This window comes from Parasedimentitalea denitrificans, assembly GCF_011813015.1.
GTDB lineage: Bacteria > Pseudomonadota > Alphaproteobacteria > Rhodobacterales > Rhodobacteraceae > Parasedimentitalea > Parasedimentitalea denitrificans.
Window position 1 is genome coordinate 45,145 of the sequence record NZ_QHLQ01000004.1, and the last position, 14,795, is coordinate 59,939.

Below are 14,795 nucleotides of genomic sequence, written 5' to 3' on the forward strand. Positions count from 1 at the left end.
CCAAGGAGGCGCCGCATGTCCGATCAGACTACTGATAGGCCCAATACCCCACTATTGGACCAGATCAACCGACCGGCTGATCTGAAGTCTCTAAGCGATTCTCAGTTGGCGCAAGTCGCCAGCGAGCTACGCTCGGAAACAGTTTCGGCAGTTTCTGTGACCGGCGGTCACTTGGGCGCCGGATTGGGTGTGGTTGAGCTAACAGTTGCGTTGCATGCGGTGTTTGATACCCCGCGCGACAAGCTGATCTGGGATGTTTCGCATCAGTGTTATCCGCACAAAATTCTGACCGAGCGTCGCGACCGTATCCGCACCTTGCGCGCCAAGGACGGGTTGAGTGGTTTCACCAAACGCTCGGAATCCCCCTATGACCCGTTTGGCGCGGCACATAGTTCGACGTCAATCAGCGCGGCGCTGGGGTTCTCGGTTGCGCGTGATCTGGGTGGTGTCATCCCCGAGGGTAATGGCGATGCGATTGCGGTAATCGGCGACGGGTCGATGTCGGCGGGCATGGCGTTTGAGGCGATGAACAATGCCGGCCATTTGAACAAACGGATGTTCGTGATCCTGAACGACAACGAGATGAGCATTGCGCCGCCAGTTGGAGCCCTGTCGTCCTACCTGTCGCGGCTCTATGCCGAGGAACCGTTTCAAGAGCTGAAGGCCGCCGCCAAAAGCGCGGTTTCCCTGTTGCCTGGGCCGTTCCGCGAAGGTGCGAAGCGCGCCAAGGATATGCTGAAAGGTATGGCCGTTGGCGGAACCCTATTTGAATCGCTGGGTTTTTCCTACCTAGGACCAATCGACGGACACGATCTGGATCAGCTGCTGCCGGTTCTGCGCACGGTTAAGGCTCGGGCCACTGGCCCGGTGTTGATCCACGTACTGACCAAGAAAGGCAAGGGATATGCCCCGGCCGAAGCTGCCCGCGACAAGGGCCACGCCACAGCGAAATTCGATGTCATAACTGGCAAGCAGAAAAAGACCCCATCCAACGCGCCCAGCTATACCGGCGTATTTGGTGATCAGCTGGTGAAGCTGGCCGCCAAAGACGACAAGATCTGTGCTGTGACGGCCGCGATGCCTGACGGTACAGGGTTGAACCTGTTTGCCGAACGTTACCCCTCGCGCTGCTTTGACGTGGGCATTGCCGAACAACATGGCGTGACATTCGCCGCTGCGCTGGCGGCGGGCGGCATGAAGCCGTTCTGTGCGATGTATTCCACGTTCTTGCAGCGTGGCTACGATCAGGTTGTGCACGATGTGGCCATTCAGCGCCTGCCGGTACGCTTCGCGATTGACCGTGCTGGACTGGTCGGTGCCGATGGTGCCACCCATGCCGGTAGTTTCGACATTGGTTTCATGACCAACTTGCCGGGCATGGTGGTAATGGCCGCAGCGGATGAGGCCGAGCTGGTGCATATGGTTGCCACAGCCGCCGCCCATGACGATGGCCCGATTGCCTTCCGCTATCCCCGTGGTGAGGGCGAAGGCGTAGAGATGCCGGATGAGCCGCAGGTGTTGGAAATTGGCAAAGGCCGGATGATTCAGTCCGGTTCCCGTGTTGCGCTGCTGTCGTTCGGCACTCGTCTGGGCGAGGTCCGCAAGGCAGCCGAAGCCCTATCGGCCAAGGGGATCACCCCGACTATCGCCGACGCCCGATTTGCCAAGCCGCTGGATCGTGAGATGATTCTGGATCTGGCCGCCAATCACGAGGCGCTGATCACCATCGAAGAAGGTGCCGTGGGTGGCTTTGGTTCGCACGTGGCACAGCTATTGGCGGATGAAGGCGTTTTTGATCGTGGGTTGAAGTACCGTTCGATGGTGTTGCCTGATACATTTATCGATCAGGCCAGCCCGGCGGATATGTACAAGGTGGCCGGGATGGATGCCGCGCAGATCGAGGCCAAGGTGCTAGATGTTTTGGGCGTAGCAACGATTGGTGAAAAGCGGGCTTAATCGCCTTATTAGAGTCTTCTTCGTTCTTGGTCTCTGCTCCAGAGCGGGCTCTAACGCTTACAACGCTGGAGGCTCTGCTGGCGGCACAAATTTTTCCATATCCTCGGCCTCGAACACTGCCTGCAACCCTACCCGATAGTCGGGATACCGCAGTTTCACACCCAGCTCTTCTTTGATCCGGGTGTTTCTGACCCGTTTGTTCTCGCTATAAAAACTGCGGGCCATGGGGGTCATTGCCGCTTCGTCAAAGGGGACTTCGGGTGGCATGGGTAAGCCTAGTAGTTCCGCTGCGTAGCTAAGCACGTCCTGCGGGGGCACCGGGACATCGTCACAGACATTGTAGATCGCCCCAGGATTGGGTTGGGCGATCGATGCGGCCAACACCTGAGCGATATCGTCCACATGAATGCGTGAGAACACCTGCCCCGGCTTGATGATCAGCCGCGCCCTGCCCGTCATCAGTTTGGCAAATGGTCCACGGCCCGGACCATAGATGCCAGCCAAACGGAAGATGTGCAGCGGCAGACCGTCTATCGACTGCCAATCCACCTCGGCCTGTGCGCGCCATTTTCCGCGGTCAGCCTCAGGAGTTATAAGCGTGGCCTCATCCACCCAGCCGCCGTCGTGGTCTCCGTAAACCACTGTGGTGGACAGATAGCCGACCCACTCCAGATCCTTGGCGGCAGCGATTTTGTCTCGCAGGCCATTCAGTACCGGATCACCATCAGCTGTTGGGCCGATTGAGCACAGGATATGCGTCACTCCATCCAACGACACCTCCTCGCTAGGCCAGGTCAACATCTCTATACCATCTTCAGCTACCGGTTCACGTGAGGTTCCGATAACCCGCCAGCCATCACCTAGCAGACGCTGGGCCAGTGCACGGGCAGAGTATCCATATCCGAGGCAGAGTAGTGTTTTTGTCATGGTGCTTACATTCTGTGGCTGTGTTCTGGCTACAAGGTCTGAAACAGTTCTTAGACTATCAAGACATCAAACTGGCCAACCAAAATGCCGCAACCGATGACAAATTTGGGTTTGACTGTCCGATGCCTCAATATTGATCGCTTGCTGCCAATACCAGTGCAGATAACAAGCAAAATCAGGCAAGTCGCCCCGCGCAGCATCAAAAGCTGCCGCAACACCCAGATCGGCGACATTTGCCACGATGTGGTGGAAATCAACCTGTGCAAACAGCACCGAGGCCTTGCCAAAGAACCCTGCATGAAAGGCTGCGCTAGAGTTTTGCGTCACCACCAGATCACACCCTGACAAGGCCTGTGCCATCGGCATTTCTACAAGTTGGAAACGGCTGTGATGTTGCTGCAATGCGTCTAGGGCATCCCTTTCGGCCTGCGAGTAGGTTTCATTTGGGTGTAGGGTGGCTAGGATCGGCAACTCTGACTGCTGAAGGGTTGCCTCAATCATCTCAACCGGCGAACAGCACTGAAAAGATCGGCAGGTCAGCAGCTTGCCCTGCAAGGGCATGTAGATAAACCCCTGCTTGCTGACCGCTGCGGCGCTCTCGCCGTGCAGTCGGGTGCGCCAATGGTTGAAAAACGCATCAATCTCGGCACGAGGGGTATCACTTGCCGTGAACGCCTGCCGTGCGACTTGCCAGTTCCAACGCGCGCCACTTTGATCGATTTGCCAGAAGGGTCCGCCATAACAGTTGCGAAAGGTAAGCCCACGATTATTCAGCGGGGGTTCCATATGCACCATCGAATACTCCTGCCCCCGAGCGACGCGTTCTTTGGCTTGCTTTGTGTTGAGCAGAACTTCGACCCGCATTCCGGCCTTTTTGGCGACCGAACTGACCACATTCACAATCTCATGCTCGCCATTTTCAGCACGGTTCAGGCTGCGCTTGGTCAGATAGAACCGCAACACATCAGCGGTGTCTTCAGCGTTTGGGCTGACATAGGCATTGCGTGCGATTGGACGCAGCTGTTCTAAGAACCGTTGTTTTCCGTGGCTCCGATCACGCCGATGCTTTGGCACCAGTTTCAATACTGAGATAACGCTGCTGAACAGAAGGAACCCGACACTGGGATCATCAGGACCAGTCAGCTGGTACCCATCAAAAAACGCTTCAACTGCGTCTTGCGGCACCACCTGACCCGCAGGGATGTCACTGGATGGGCGCATAAAGCGGGTGTAGTCCAGCAGGAGCTTCGCAATGTCATGCCCCACCGGTGCCGCACCTGACTTAGCAAAATCTATGCCGCCAATAGACTGATCTGACACAATCAGGTTGCGCATATGAAGATCGCCGTGCTGCAGGCATGACACCGTTTGCTGCCCTTTGAACTGGGGGGCAATCGCCTCCATATGTGCGATACCGCGCAGGATCAGGGGTTTGGCGGGTACCTCGCGCTGGCCAGATTCAATGCTCGCACGGAATTCCCGCAGATGCCGGAGGGTGAATTTGGGCTGGAAGGTTCGGCGTTCGTCTAGATGAGACCGGTGGAAACGATCCAACCAAGCCCCTGCCCGTTTCAAGAGGTCCATCTGCGCAGCCGAATCATTCATTGCCCGCAACATAGGATCTGACAGCGGTTCGCCATTAATATGAGATAACAAACAGGACTGAGTATTCTCATCCAGATAGATCGGCTCTGGCACCTTAAACTCTGGTGTATTGGGGAACGTGTCAAAAACATGTTTGTTGGCTTCAAACTGTTGTTTCACTGATCCGCTGTTTGTTGGCCTAAGCTGGTGTTTGTAGATGTAGGCTCCGCCATCAACATGCATCGCGCGATATACTATGCGGGCACTGTGTGTATCGTCACGTTTGGATAGTTGTTTTAACGTCCACCCATCCGCTGGCAAGTCTGCCTGATCTAGCAACGACACCCAGGCCGTTTCGGCCGAGCGTTCAAGTTCTGTCAAAAACATAATAAGCTTGTGTTCCTAGGATGCAAATCGACCGACCACGCCCAGCGCGGTACGGAATGCATAACACTCAATACTGGTGCGAAACAAACAGAGCCGCCAGAATGAAGTAAATGCGGAGGCGTCTATCTTCCCGTGAGGGACTGAATAAAGCTACTGCACCCTTCTTTCACAAAAACTGTCATCTTCTTGACATCAAAGAGGGTGTATTCGGAACATCAATACATGGCGGGGGCTTGCGCTTGGCGCGACAATCATAACAATTAGCACATGATAGACATTGCTTTCCCTAGTTGGCCCGACGTCGCCCCCAAACTCATTTCAGTTGCCGCCGGACGCGCGTTTGCAGATACGGTCATTCGCCAAGGCAAATGGGTGAACGTCCATACCCGTGAAATTCTCCCTGATCATGACATTGCCATTGTTGCCGGGCGTATCGCATATGTTGGCCCCGACGCATCCTATTGCACCGGCCCCGAAACCGAAGTGATCGAAGCGAACGGTCGTTTCATGATTCCCGGACTGTGTGACGCCCACATGCATATTGAATCCGGCATGCTGACACCGGCGGAATTTGCCCGTGCTGTGATCCCGCATGGCACCACCAGCATGTTCACCGATCCGCATGAAATTGCCAATGTGCTGGGCTTGGATGGTGTGCGATACATGCATGACGAGGCGCTGATGCAGCCCGTCAACATCTTTACCCAGATGCCATCCTGCGCGCCATCCGCGCCGGGGTTGGAGACAACGGGCTACGAGATTTCACCCGAAGACGTGGCCGAAGCGATGAGTTGGCCCGGTATCATTGGCCTTGGGGAAATGATGAATTTCCCCGGTGTCGCCAACGCCGACCCCAAGATGCTGGCCGAGATCGCCGCCACCCAGCGGGCCGGGAAGACTGTCGGCGGGCACTATGCCTCGCCCGATCTTGGTCCTGATTTCGCGGCCTATGTGGCCGGCGGGCCGGCTGATGATCACGAAGGCACCTGTGAGGCCGATGCCATTGCGCGGGTTCGTCAAGGGATGCGATCGATGATGCGGCTGGGATCCGCGTGGTACGACGTGGAAACCCAGATCACGGCAGTGACAGAAAAAGGGCTGGATCCACGCAGTTTCATCCTGTGCACCGATGATTGCCACTCTGGCACTTTGGTCAATGACGGGCATATGAACCGGGTTGTGCGTCACGCTATTGCCTGTGGATGTAATCCGGTGGTGGCACTGCAGATGGCGACCATCAATACGGCAACCCATTTCGGTCTGGAACGCGATATTGGCTCTATCACTCCGGGCCGTCGTGCGGATGTGATCCTGACATCGGACCTGACGGAGCTGCCAATTGAAACCGTGATCGCACGGGGGCAGATTGTTGCAGAATCAGGCTCTATTAAGGTGGATTGTCCACATCTTGATTGGCCCGATAGCGCCCGTGGTACCGTACATCTGGGCCATGAACTGATCGCCAAAGACTTTGAAGTCGCCGCTCCCGAGGGTGCCAACGGTGTGACGGTCAATGTCATTGGTATGGTCGAAAACCAGGCCCCAACCAAGGCGCTAAAGGCTGACCTGCCGGTACGTGACGGTCTAGTCGAAGGCGAAGGCGACACAATGCAGATAGCGTTGGTGGAACGACACCAGGCGACCGGCGGCGTTACCAATGCCTTTGTCTCGGGCTTTGGCTATAAGGGCAAAATGGCGATGGCCTCAACCGTGGCGCATGACAGTCACCACATGATCGTTGTTGGCACCGACCGGGATCAGATGGCGCTGGCCGCCAACCGCCTGGCCGAAGTTGGCGGCGGTGTCACCTTGTTCCGCGATGGCAAAGAGCTGGCATTGGTGGAACTGCCAATTGCCGGTCTGATGTCAGACCAACCCGCCACCGAGGTCGCCGCCAAAGCGCAGGCCTTGGGAGAGGCAATGCAGGCCTGTGGGTGTTCTCTGAACAATGCTTATATGCAGCATTCACTGTTGGCCCTAGTGGTCATTCCCGAGCTGCGGATTTCCGACCTTGGCCTAGTTGACGTGCGCACATTCAAGAAAATTCCAGTGATCGAGTCCATTTCATGATTTCAATATCTCTACCCAAACACCCCGAATCCGAAACCTTTACCGACGCAGCCGCTGCAGTCGAACGGTTGCAATTATTGTACCAACAGGCCACCGATTTTCTGTGCGAAGGCTTTACCAAAGCCATGGGCGACGGCACGACAGGTAGCCATCGTATCCGTGCCTTCTATCCGGAAATCCGTGTTACCACCGCTAGCTTTGCCCAAGTCGATAGTCGTCTTAGTTTTGGCCATGTGGCAAACCCTGGCGAATATGCCACCACGGTGACCCGCCCGGACCTGTTCGAGCACTATTTGACTGAGCAAATTGCCCTGTTGATCCGAAATTATGGCCAGCCCGTCACTATCGGCGTTTCAGACACCCCGATGCCAGTTCATTTTGCCGTTGCCGCCCGTCCTGGCCTGACGATCCCACATGAAGGTGCTGCTGGTTTCACCCTGCGCGATATATTTGATGTGCCGGATCTGGCCACAACCAACGACGATATCGTCAATGGCACCCATACTCCGGCCAATGGAACCGGTCCGCTGGCCCTGTTCACCGCCCAGCGCATTGACTATTCGCTGGCACGGTTAGCACATTATACCGCAACCGATCCTCGGCACTTCCAGAACCATGTGCTGTTCACCAACTACCAGTTCTATGTTGCCGAGTTTGAGGCCTACGCACGGGCGCAACTGGCGGACCCAGACTCGGGCTACACCAGTTTCGTCAGCACCGGAGACCATGAGATCACGTCTGCGGACACCGAGATCCCCGAGACTGCCAAGCAGCCACAAATGCCCACCTACCACCTAAAGCGTGAAGACGGCGGCGGCATAACTTTGGTCAACATCGGCGTAGGTCCGTCAAATGCCAAAACCGCGACCGACCATATCGCTGTCTTGCGCCCACATGCCTGGCTGATGGTTGGCCATTGTGCCGGGTTGCGCAACACGCAGGCCTTAGGCGATTTTGTGCTGGCCCATGCCTATCTGCGCGAGGATCACGTGCTAGATGACGACCTGCCAGTTTGGACCCCAATCCCTGCTCTTGCAGAGATTCAGATCGCGCTGGAACAGGCGGTCGAGGACGTGACCGAACTAGAAGGATATGACCTAAAGCGGATCATGCGGACTGGTACCGTCGCCACCATCGATAACCGCAACTGGGAACTGCGCGATCAGTCCGGTCCGGTTCAGCGTCTTAGCCAATCTCGTGCGGTTGCACTGGACATGGAAAGCGCAACAATCGCTGCCAATGGGTATCGGTTCCGCGTTCCATACGGAACATTGCTATGCGTTTCTGACAAGCCCCTACACGGCGAATTAAAGCTGCCGGGAATGGCATCCGACTTTTACCGAACCCAAGTTGCACGCCATTTAATGATCGGTATACGCGCAATGGAGGGCCTTCGCGGCATGCCTTTGGAGAGGTTGCACAGTCGAAAACTGCGCTCTTTCGACGAAACGGCCTTCCTATAGGGGCATTTTCTGCGTATTTCATCGGAAAATCTCTGGTTTTCCCCATATTTCGTTACACCAATCGTTGTGTTAACCCACAACATAACGCTAAGATTACGCGATGAGGCCCCACAATACGGGCAGACGTAAGGAGACAAAGAATGTCCAAACCAATGACAAAAACCCAGCTCGTTGCCGCTCTGGCCGAGGACATGGGTAGCGATAAAAAAGCCGCTGGCGCAGCTCTGGAAGCCGTTTGTGATCTGATCACCCGCGAAGTGTCCGGTGGCGGTGCTGTTACTTTGCCCGGCGTTGGCAAAATCTATTGCCGTGAGCGTCCTGAGCGCGAAGTGCGCAACCCTGCGACAGGCGAAAAGTTCATGAAAGAAGCCGACAAGGTAGTCAAAATGACTATCGCCAAAGCGCTGAAAGACAGCGTCAACGGCTAAGCTTGAATTTACTTCGAGTTTCAGAAAGGGTCGCCCCAATGGGCGGCCCTTTTTCTTGGGCGTCCCGACAAAGGATAAAACCGAATGGATGGTGTGAATTTATCGCTAATCATGGCCGCCGGATTGCTGGCCTGCCTCAGCCCCGGCCCAGCAACGCTGACTATTGCCGGAACCGCTATGCAACGCGGACGCAAGGCTGGGCTGATAGTGGCTGCAGGTGTCTCGACCGGTTCGTTGATCTGGTCCGTGGCCGCGGCCTTTGGTCTGGGGGCGATCATGCTTGCCAATGCCTGGATGTTCGAAGTGGTCCGATATTTTGGCGCAGCTTATCTGATGTATCTGGCGGTACGTTCAGCACGGTCTGCCCTGACCCCTGGTGCTCCTAAATTGCACAGCTCAGCCGCCAAATCACTGAAGTCGATCTATGCCAAGGGGCTTGCCCTGCATCTGACCAACCCTAAGGCCGTTTTGTTCTTTGGCTCGATCTATGCGATTGCTATTCCACCCGGCACCGAACCTGCGGTTCTGCTGACAGTGATCACGGTCATCGCAGTACAAAGCACGCTAGTCTTCCACGGATATGCTTTGTTGTTCTCAAGCGCTGCGGCAGTGCGGGTCTATCAACGGCTGCGGCGAACATTTGAAACGCTCTTTGCCGCTGCATTTGCTACTGCCAGCTGGCAAATTCTCACGGCACGGTTGGGCTGATCACAATGGATGCACGCGCTATTGCCATGGGGATTGCCTTTGCCCTGATGTGGTCTTCGGCTTTTACCTCGGCACGGATCATCGTCACGGATGCCTCGCCATTGTTCTCACTGGCGCTGCGGTTTGTGGTGTCCGGTTTGATTGGCGTCGGCATTGCCCTTGCCATGGGTCAGACTTGGAAACTCAGCCGAAATCAGTGGCGCGCCACTATCATTTTTGGTGTTTGCCAGAACGCGCTGTATCTGGGGCTCAACTTTGTTGCGATGCAGACTGTTCAAGCCTCGCTTGCCGCTATTATCGCCGCAACTATGCCCTTGCTGGTGGCACTGTCGTCTTGGCTGCTGTTCAAGGAACGGCTAAAGCCACTCGGCATCGCTGGACTAATGGCAGGTGTTGTAGGTGTGGGCCTGATCATGGGAACCCGCATTAGCGAGGGAGTAGACCTATACGGTGTGGCATTGTGTGTGATTGGCGTTATTGCCCTGACAGTGGCGACTCTGGCCCTACGCGGAGCCACATCGGGTGGTAATTTCATGATGGTGGTGGGCCTGCAAATGCTTGTTGGTTCCTCCATACTGCTTGTCGCGGCGGTGTTGTTCGAGGACATCTATGTCAATCCAACCCTGCCTTTGGCGCTGGCATTTGCCTATACCACGTTATTTCCCGGCCTTATTGCCACCTTTATCTGGGTGCTATTGCTGAACCGCATCGGCCCACTGCGTGCCGCGACGTTCCATTTTCTCAACCCGGTGTTCGGCGTTGCCGTTGCCTCGGTTCTTCTGGGGGAACGTCTTGGACCGATGGATATGGTCGGAGTGCTGATTGTGACGCTTGGTATTCTTGCCGTGCAGCTATCGCGACAACCACCACGAGCCGAAAAAGCTGCTGTTGCAGAATGATTTGACCACAAATGCAAGTGCAGTTGCGGGATTCCTGCAGTAGAATCACAGCCAGTAGAAGGAAGTGACCATGTCTGAGAAATTGAATCAGGTCCTGCAAGCCATCGACACAGCCAATGCAGCAGACCCCAAGCGTGAAGACGGCCAGCCGGAATCACAGCTCTATGGTAAACGGATGAGCGAAGAACTGGCCCGCCTGTTCCCTGATGCAAGCGAACCGCTGCAGATCGCCGCCCGTGGTCAACACGTCGAGCGGTGGAAGCTGAAGCGCAACACCTACCCAGAAGGTCGAGTGGGATATCTGACCTGGCGCAAGGATCAGGCCCGGCATCATGCCGATGTGGTCGCCACCCTGATGCAAGACGCCGGATACGCCGCATCGGACATCGAAACCGCCGGTCAGATGCTGCGCAAGGAGGGCCTGAAGCGCGACGCCGGTGTGCAGGCATTTGAAGATGTGATCTGCTTTGTCTTTCTCAAATGGTATTTCGCTCCATTTGCGGCCAAGCACTCTGCGGAAAAGATCCAAAGCATCGTAGAGAAAACTGCGCGCAAGATGTCCCCCGAAGGCCGTGCAAGAGTGCTGCAAGAGTTCGACCTACCGGCAGATCTGGCTGCTGCATTTGCCAGCTAACTCTCCCGCCCGTCGTCAGGATCTGGCAATCCCTTCTCCCGTTGGGCATGGTCACGCCTTTGGCGTGGTTGCACCGCCCGACTTGGAAGCTGCACGATAGCGCGAGTGGGTTGAAACAATCCTTTTCATGTTCAGTACATCTCCCCATCTGCTGGGGGACACAAATTGCCGGAGGCTCAAATGACCAAGTACCATAAAGACCCGGACGCTATCGCCGCCCTTTCCCCCGAGGAATACCATGTAACGCAGAATGCAGGTACCGAACGACCGGGTACAGGTCCGTTGCTGGGGAACAAAGAACCGGGGCTATATGTGGACATTGTCTCGGGCGAACCATTATTTGCCTCATCTGACAAATACGAATCGGGATGCGGCTGGCCCAGCTTTACCAAACCAATTGAACCGGAATTTATGCAGGAATTGCAGGATCAAACACTGGGCATGGTCCGTACCGAAGTGCGATCTACCCATGGCGACAGCCACCTTGGGCACGTCTTTCCTGACGGACCAGCCGACCGCGGTGGCCTGCGGTACTGCATCAACTCGGCCTCGCTACGGTTTATCCACCGTGATGACATGGCGGCTGAAGGTTATGAGAAATATATTGACCAAGTGGAGGACCTAACATGAGCAGCACAGAACGCGCAGTTTTAGCCGGAGGCTGTTTCTGGGGCATGCAGGATCTAATTCGCAAGCGCCCCGGCGTGATCAGCACTCGCGTTGGATATACTGGTGGCGACGTAGAGAACGCGACCTATCGCAACCATGGCACCCATGCAGAGGGGATTGAGATTATCTTTGACCCTTCGGTGACATCGTTCCGCGAGATGTTGGCGTTTTTCTTTCAGATCCACGATCCAACCACCGAAAACCGTCAGGGCAACGACATGGGGATGAGCTATCGCTCGGCGATTTATTTCACCAATGACGAACAGAAAGCTGTGGCAGAGGATACCATTGCAGATGTCGATGCCTCGGGCTTGTGGCCGGGGAAAGTTGTCACTGAACTGGAACCGGTGAGTGATTTCTGGGAAGCTGAGCCTGAACATCAGGATTACCTGCAAAACCGGCCTGACGGGTACACTTGTCATTTTGCCCGTCCGGACTGGGTACTGCCAAAACGCGCGACCGCTTCCACCTAAAGGTGACGCTATGCCAACTGCTGTGCCGCCCAGCGCGCGGCATCAGCAACGGTTACGTCAGGATCATCGGACAAGGCCTGCGCCACGGGGCGCAGGCTGATATCCTGCGAGTTACCAATTGCGTACAACACATTTCGTACAAAACGATCACGACCAATTCGCTTTATGGGTGACCCCGAAAACATCGCCCGAAACCCGGCGTCATCCAGCACGGCCAGTTCGGCCAGTTTCGGGGCCTTCAATTCATCGCGCGCAGCATAACGCATATCACTCGCTGCGACGGCAAACTTGTTCCACGGACAGGCCGCCAAACAATCATCGCAGCCGTAAATACGGTTGCCCAACATTGCGCGCAGCTCTTCATCAACCGGCCCTTTGTATTCAATTGACAGGTAGGAAATGCAGCGCCGTGCGTCGAGCTGATACGGTGCGACAAACGCATCCGTCGGACAGGCATCCAGACAAGACCGACAAGATCCGCATCGATCAGGTTCAGCCGCGTCCACCGGCAACTCCAGAGTGGTGAAAACAGACCCTATAAAGGCCCAATTGCCCCAATCGCGGCTCACCAAATTGCTATGCTTACCTTGCCACCCTAGCCCTGCAGCCTGGCCCAGCGCCTTTTCCGGCACCGGCGCTGTGTCGACAAACACCTTGACCTCAGGCTCCTCACCCTGCGCCTTGGCGACATCAATCAACCAGCGGGCCAGTCGTTTCAGCCTCTTTTTGACTAGATCATGATAGTCCTTGTTCTGCGCATAAACCGAAATCGCGCCACGGTCGCGGTGCTGCAAAATCTCGGTTGGGTCATGCTCGGGCGCATAGCTTTCTGCCAGCATGATCACCGATCGCGCCTCTGGCCACAGCAGTGCCGGGTCGCCGCGCCAATGGGTGCGTTCTGCCATCCAGCCCATCTGCCCGTGATACTCAGCATCAATAAAGGCCGCCAATCGCCCTGGCACCTCAGGCACATCCCATGGGCGACAAACCCGGCACGAGACAAACCCCTCTTCCAGGGCCCGCTTTACCAGATCATCCTTGATTGATGAGTCCATGCTTCTTCTTGTCCCAAATATCTTCGGGGGGAGCCGTCAAGCGGTGGGGGCAGACAGCCCCCAGCTACAGTGACGATCAGAAATCCAAATCGGCGTAATGCGGCGGTGGGCGGAAACCTGATACCTGATCCGCCAGAATAGACCGGAACGCGGGACGGGATTTGATCTTGGCATACCAGTCTTTGACCACTGCCGACCGGTTCCAATCCACATCCGAGATGTAGTCTAGGCACGACAAATGCGCAGCGGCGGCAAAATCTGCCAAGGTCATCACATCCCCTGCCAGCCAGCGCCGCTGATCCAATAACCAAGCCATATAATCCAAGTGGTACTTGATGGCCTTGGCACCATCCTTGACATTACGACTGTCTGGATAGCCCTGACCTGTGATTTTTTTATTCACCCGCTCATACAAAAGCTTCGACGTTACATCGTGGTGAAACTTGTCATCAAACCAAGACACCAACCGACGAACCTCATAGCGCGCATCAGGGTCTTTTGGCATCAGAGGAGGCTCAGGCCGGGTTTCTTCCAGATATTCACAGATCGCCGCGCTTTCGGACATCGTTTTACCGTCCAACCGAACCACAGGTACCTTGCCAGCAGGATTACGGCGCATGAAATCTGGGTCTGCCTCCCAATAGCGTTCTTCGACCAGATCTACCTCGATCTTCTTTTCCGCCAAGGAAAGGCGGACTTTACGGCAAAACGGAGAGAGCGGTACGTGGTGCAAACGGGCCATAGGTGTCAGATGCGTCCTGAAACAAAAAAAGGTGCAGTTCAGCAATGCCCCGCGCCGACAGGAAATTCAATCCTCGAAACACCCAGCGCGTCCATCTGCGCGGATGGTGGCCGCTCCGTCTGCAATAAGAAGCGCTCTCTCTGTCAGTTTTGGGCTGGGGTCCTTTGCAGATCGAGTTTTAGGGGCGGGCAAGACTGCCGCCAACAAGGACGCCTGTTCGGCGTTCAGCTGATCCGGCGGCACATCAAAGTACTTCCGTGCTGCGGCTTTCACACCAAAAACACCTTCGCCCATCTCGGCTACATTCAAATAGACTTCCAGAATTCGCTGTTTGCTCCAGACCGCCTCAACCGCTGGTGTGATCAGGGTTTCCAGCGCCTTGCGTAGCCAGCTACGGTCTTGCCACAGGAACACGTTCTTCACCACCTGCTGTGAAATGGTGGACCCGCCGCGTTTAGCGCCTTCGTCCAGCACCGCACGAACGGCGCGGACATCAATGCCCCAGTGCTGGCAAAATCTGGCATCCTCAGCTGCTACAGCGGTCCGCGCCATGACCGGAGCAATATCCTCAAACGCCACCCACTCCTGCTCAACACGACCTAACCGGCTGCCCTCGGTCCACATGGTATGGGTTGTAGGTGGATTCACGATCGAAAACAAAAGAATGAAAAACCCAATCAGCGCGGCAAACCCTAGGGTCAGGCGCAACAGCCAGCGCCGTATCCAACGCTTGAAACCACCCTTGGCTTTGCTCTTAGATTTTTTCTTTTTTGCCATACTGCCTCTATAGGGCACCGGTT

The 14,795-nt window shown here is 55.9% G+C and carries 14 protein-coding genes; 9 read left to right on the plus strand and 5 right to left on the minus strand.

Annotated features, from left to right (window positions below):
• Nucleotides 1–15 precede the first annotated feature (15 nt).
• Nucleotides 16–1,956, plus strand: coding sequence for a 1-deoxy-D-xylulose-5-phosphate synthase (dxs, locus tag DL239_RS06040; RefSeq protein ID WP_167683105.1), 1,941 nt, complete (start codon nucleotides 16–18; stop codon nucleotides 1,954–1,956).
• 57 nt (nucleotides 1,957–2,013) lie between these two features.
• Here dxs and DL239_RS06045 read toward each other — a convergent pair whose 3' ends face one another.
• Complete coding sequence (locus tag DL239_RS06045) at nucleotides 2,014–2,883, minus strand: SDR family oxidoreductase (RefSeq protein WP_167683106.1); 870 nt, start codon at nucleotides 2,881–2,883, stop codon at nucleotides 2,014–2,016.
• A 66-nt stretch (nucleotides 2,884–2,949) separates the two neighbouring features.
• Nucleotides 2,950–4,854 (minus strand): aminoglycoside phosphotransferase family protein, encoded by a 1,905-nt coding sequence (locus DL239_RS06050; RefSeq protein ID WP_167683107.1) that lies wholly within the window; start codon nucleotides 4,852–4,854, stop codon nucleotides 2,950–2,952.
• A 267-nt stretch (nucleotides 4,855–5,121) separates the two neighbouring features.
• Between DL239_RS06050 and ade the strand changes: the two genes are divergently transcribed.
• From ade to msrA, 8 genes are all read left to right on the plus strand, one after another.
• Nucleotides 5,122–6,924, plus strand: a complete 1,803-nt coding sequence (gene ade / locus DL239_RS06055) for an adenine deaminase (RefSeq protein ID WP_167683108.1) — start codon at nucleotides 5,122–5,124, stop codon at nucleotides 6,922–6,924.
• Nucleotides 6,921–8,387: an AMP nucleosidase gene (locus DL239_RS06060; RefSeq protein WP_167683109.1), complete on the plus strand. Its 1,467-nt coding sequence runs from the start codon at nucleotides 6,921–6,923 to the stop codon at nucleotides 8,385–8,387. Before ade ends, DL239_RS06060 begins: the two co-directional genes overlap by 4 nt.
• Nucleotides 8,388–8,527: 140 nt before the next feature.
• The gene (locus DL239_RS06065; protein WP_127750552.1) at nucleotides 8,528–8,815 is read left to right on the plus strand and encodes an HU family DNA-binding protein; all 288 of its coding nucleotides are present in this window, start codon (nucleotides 8,528–8,530) and stop codon (nucleotides 8,813–8,815) included.
• Nucleotides 8,816–8,899: 84 nt separating this feature from the next.
• Nucleotides 8,900–9,523, plus strand: a complete 624-nt coding sequence (locus DL239_RS06070; protein WP_167683110.1) for a LysE family translocator — start codon at nucleotides 8,900–8,902, stop codon at nucleotides 9,521–9,523.
• 5 nt (nucleotides 9,524–9,528) lie between these two features.
• Entirely contained in the window at nucleotides 9,529–10,422 is an 894-nt protein-coding gene (locus DL239_RS06075) for a DMT family transporter (RefSeq protein WP_167683111.1), read from the plus strand.
• A 70-nt stretch (nucleotides 10,423–10,492) separates the two neighbouring features.
• A complete protein-coding gene (locus DL239_RS06080) occupies nucleotides 10,493–11,056 on the plus strand; it encodes a DUF4202 domain-containing protein (RefSeq protein ID WP_167683112.1) in 564 nt (187 codons plus the stop codon).
• A gap of 180 nt (nucleotides 11,057–11,236) precedes the next feature.
• Nucleotides 11,237–11,686 carry a peptide-methionine (R)-S-oxide reductase MsrB gene (gene msrB, locus DL239_RS06085; RefSeq protein WP_167683113.1) on the plus strand — a complete coding sequence of 150 codons (450 nt, stop codon included), beginning with the start codon at nucleotides 11,237–11,239 and terminating at the stop codon, nucleotides 11,684–11,686.
• The gene (gene msrA / locus DL239_RS06090; RefSeq protein WP_167683114.1) at nucleotides 11,683–12,198 is read left to right on the plus strand and encodes a peptide-methionine (S)-S-oxide reductase MsrA; all 516 of its coding nucleotides are present in this window, start codon (nucleotides 11,683–11,685) and stop codon (nucleotides 12,196–12,198) included. The genes msrB and msrA overlap by 4 nt, the downstream gene beginning before the upstream one ends.
• Before the next feature lie 8 nt (nucleotides 12,199–12,206).
• Here msrA and queG read toward each other — a convergent pair whose 3' ends face one another.
• From queG to mtgA, 3 genes are all read right to left on the minus strand, one after another.
• Nucleotides 12,207–13,253: a tRNA epoxyqueuosine(34) reductase QueG gene (gene queG, locus DL239_RS06095; protein WP_167683115.1), complete on the minus strand. Its 1,047-nt coding sequence runs from the start codon at nucleotides 13,251–13,253 to the stop codon at nucleotides 12,207–12,209.
• A gap of 76 nt (nucleotides 13,254–13,329) precedes the next feature.
• Nucleotides 13,330–13,995, minus strand: coding sequence for an FtsZ-binding protein FzlA (gene fzlA / locus DL239_RS06100; protein ID WP_167683116.1), 666 nt, complete (start codon nucleotides 13,993–13,995; stop codon nucleotides 13,330–13,332).
• Nucleotides 13,996–14,061: 66 nt separating this feature from the next.
• The gene (mtgA, locus tag DL239_RS06105; RefSeq protein WP_167683117.1) at nucleotides 14,062–14,772 is read right to left on the minus strand and encodes a monofunctional biosynthetic peptidoglycan transglycosylase; all 711 of its coding nucleotides are present in this window, start codon (nucleotides 14,770–14,772) and stop codon (nucleotides 14,062–14,064) included.
• Nucleotides 14,773–14,795 lie beyond the last annotated feature (23 nt).

Coding starts and splice junctions, on each gene's coding strand:
- DL239_RS06065 (WP_127750552.1), top strand. CDS start 8,528: ATGTCCAAACCAATGACAAAAACCCAGCTCGTTGCCGCTCTGGCCGAG.
- DL239_RS06050 (WP_167683107.1), bottom strand. CDS start 4,854: ATGTTTTTGACAGAACTTGAACGCTCGGCCGAAACGGCCTGGGTGTCG.
- DL239_RS06070 (WP_167683110.1), top strand. CDS start 8,900: ATGGATGGTGTGAATTTATCGCTAATCATGGCCGCCGGATTGCTGGCC.
- DL239_RS06045 (WP_167683106.1), bottom strand. CDS start 2,883: ATGACAAAAACACTACTCTGCCTCGGATATGGATACTCTGCCCGTGCA.
- queG (WP_167683115.1), bottom strand. CDS start 13,253: ATGGACTCATCAATCAAGGATGATCTGGTAAAGCGGGCCCTGGAAGAG.
- DL239_RS06060 (WP_167683109.1), top strand. CDS start 6,921: ATGATTTCAATATCTCTACCCAAACACCCCGAATCCGAAACCTTTACC.
- fzlA (WP_167683116.1), bottom strand. CDS start 13,995: ATGGCCCGTTTGCACCACGTACCGCTCTCTCCGTTTTGCCGTAAAGTC.
- msrA (WP_167683114.1), top strand. CDS start 11,683: ATGAGCAGCACAGAACGCGCAGTTTTAGCCGGAGGCTGTTTCTGGGGC.
- ade (WP_167683108.1), top strand. CDS start 5,122: ATGATAGACATTGCTTTCCCTAGTTGGCCCGACGTCGCCCCCAAACTC.
- DL239_RS06075 (WP_167683111.1), top strand. CDS start 9,529: ATGGATGCACGCGCTATTGCCATGGGGATTGCCTTTGCCCTGATGTGG.
- dxs (WP_167683105.1), top strand. CDS start 16: ATGTCCGATCAGACTACTGATAGGCCCAATACCCCACTATTGGACCAG.
- mtgA (WP_167683117.1), bottom strand. CDS start 14,772: ATGGCAAAAAAGAAAAAATCTAAGAGCAAAGCCAAGGGTGGTTTCAAG.
- DL239_RS06080 (WP_167683112.1), top strand. CDS start 10,493: ATGTCTGAGAAATTGAATCAGGTCCTGCAAGCCATCGACACAGCCAAT.
- msrB (WP_167683113.1), top strand. CDS start 11,237: ATGACCAAGTACCATAAAGACCCGGACGCTATCGCCGCCCTTTCCCCC.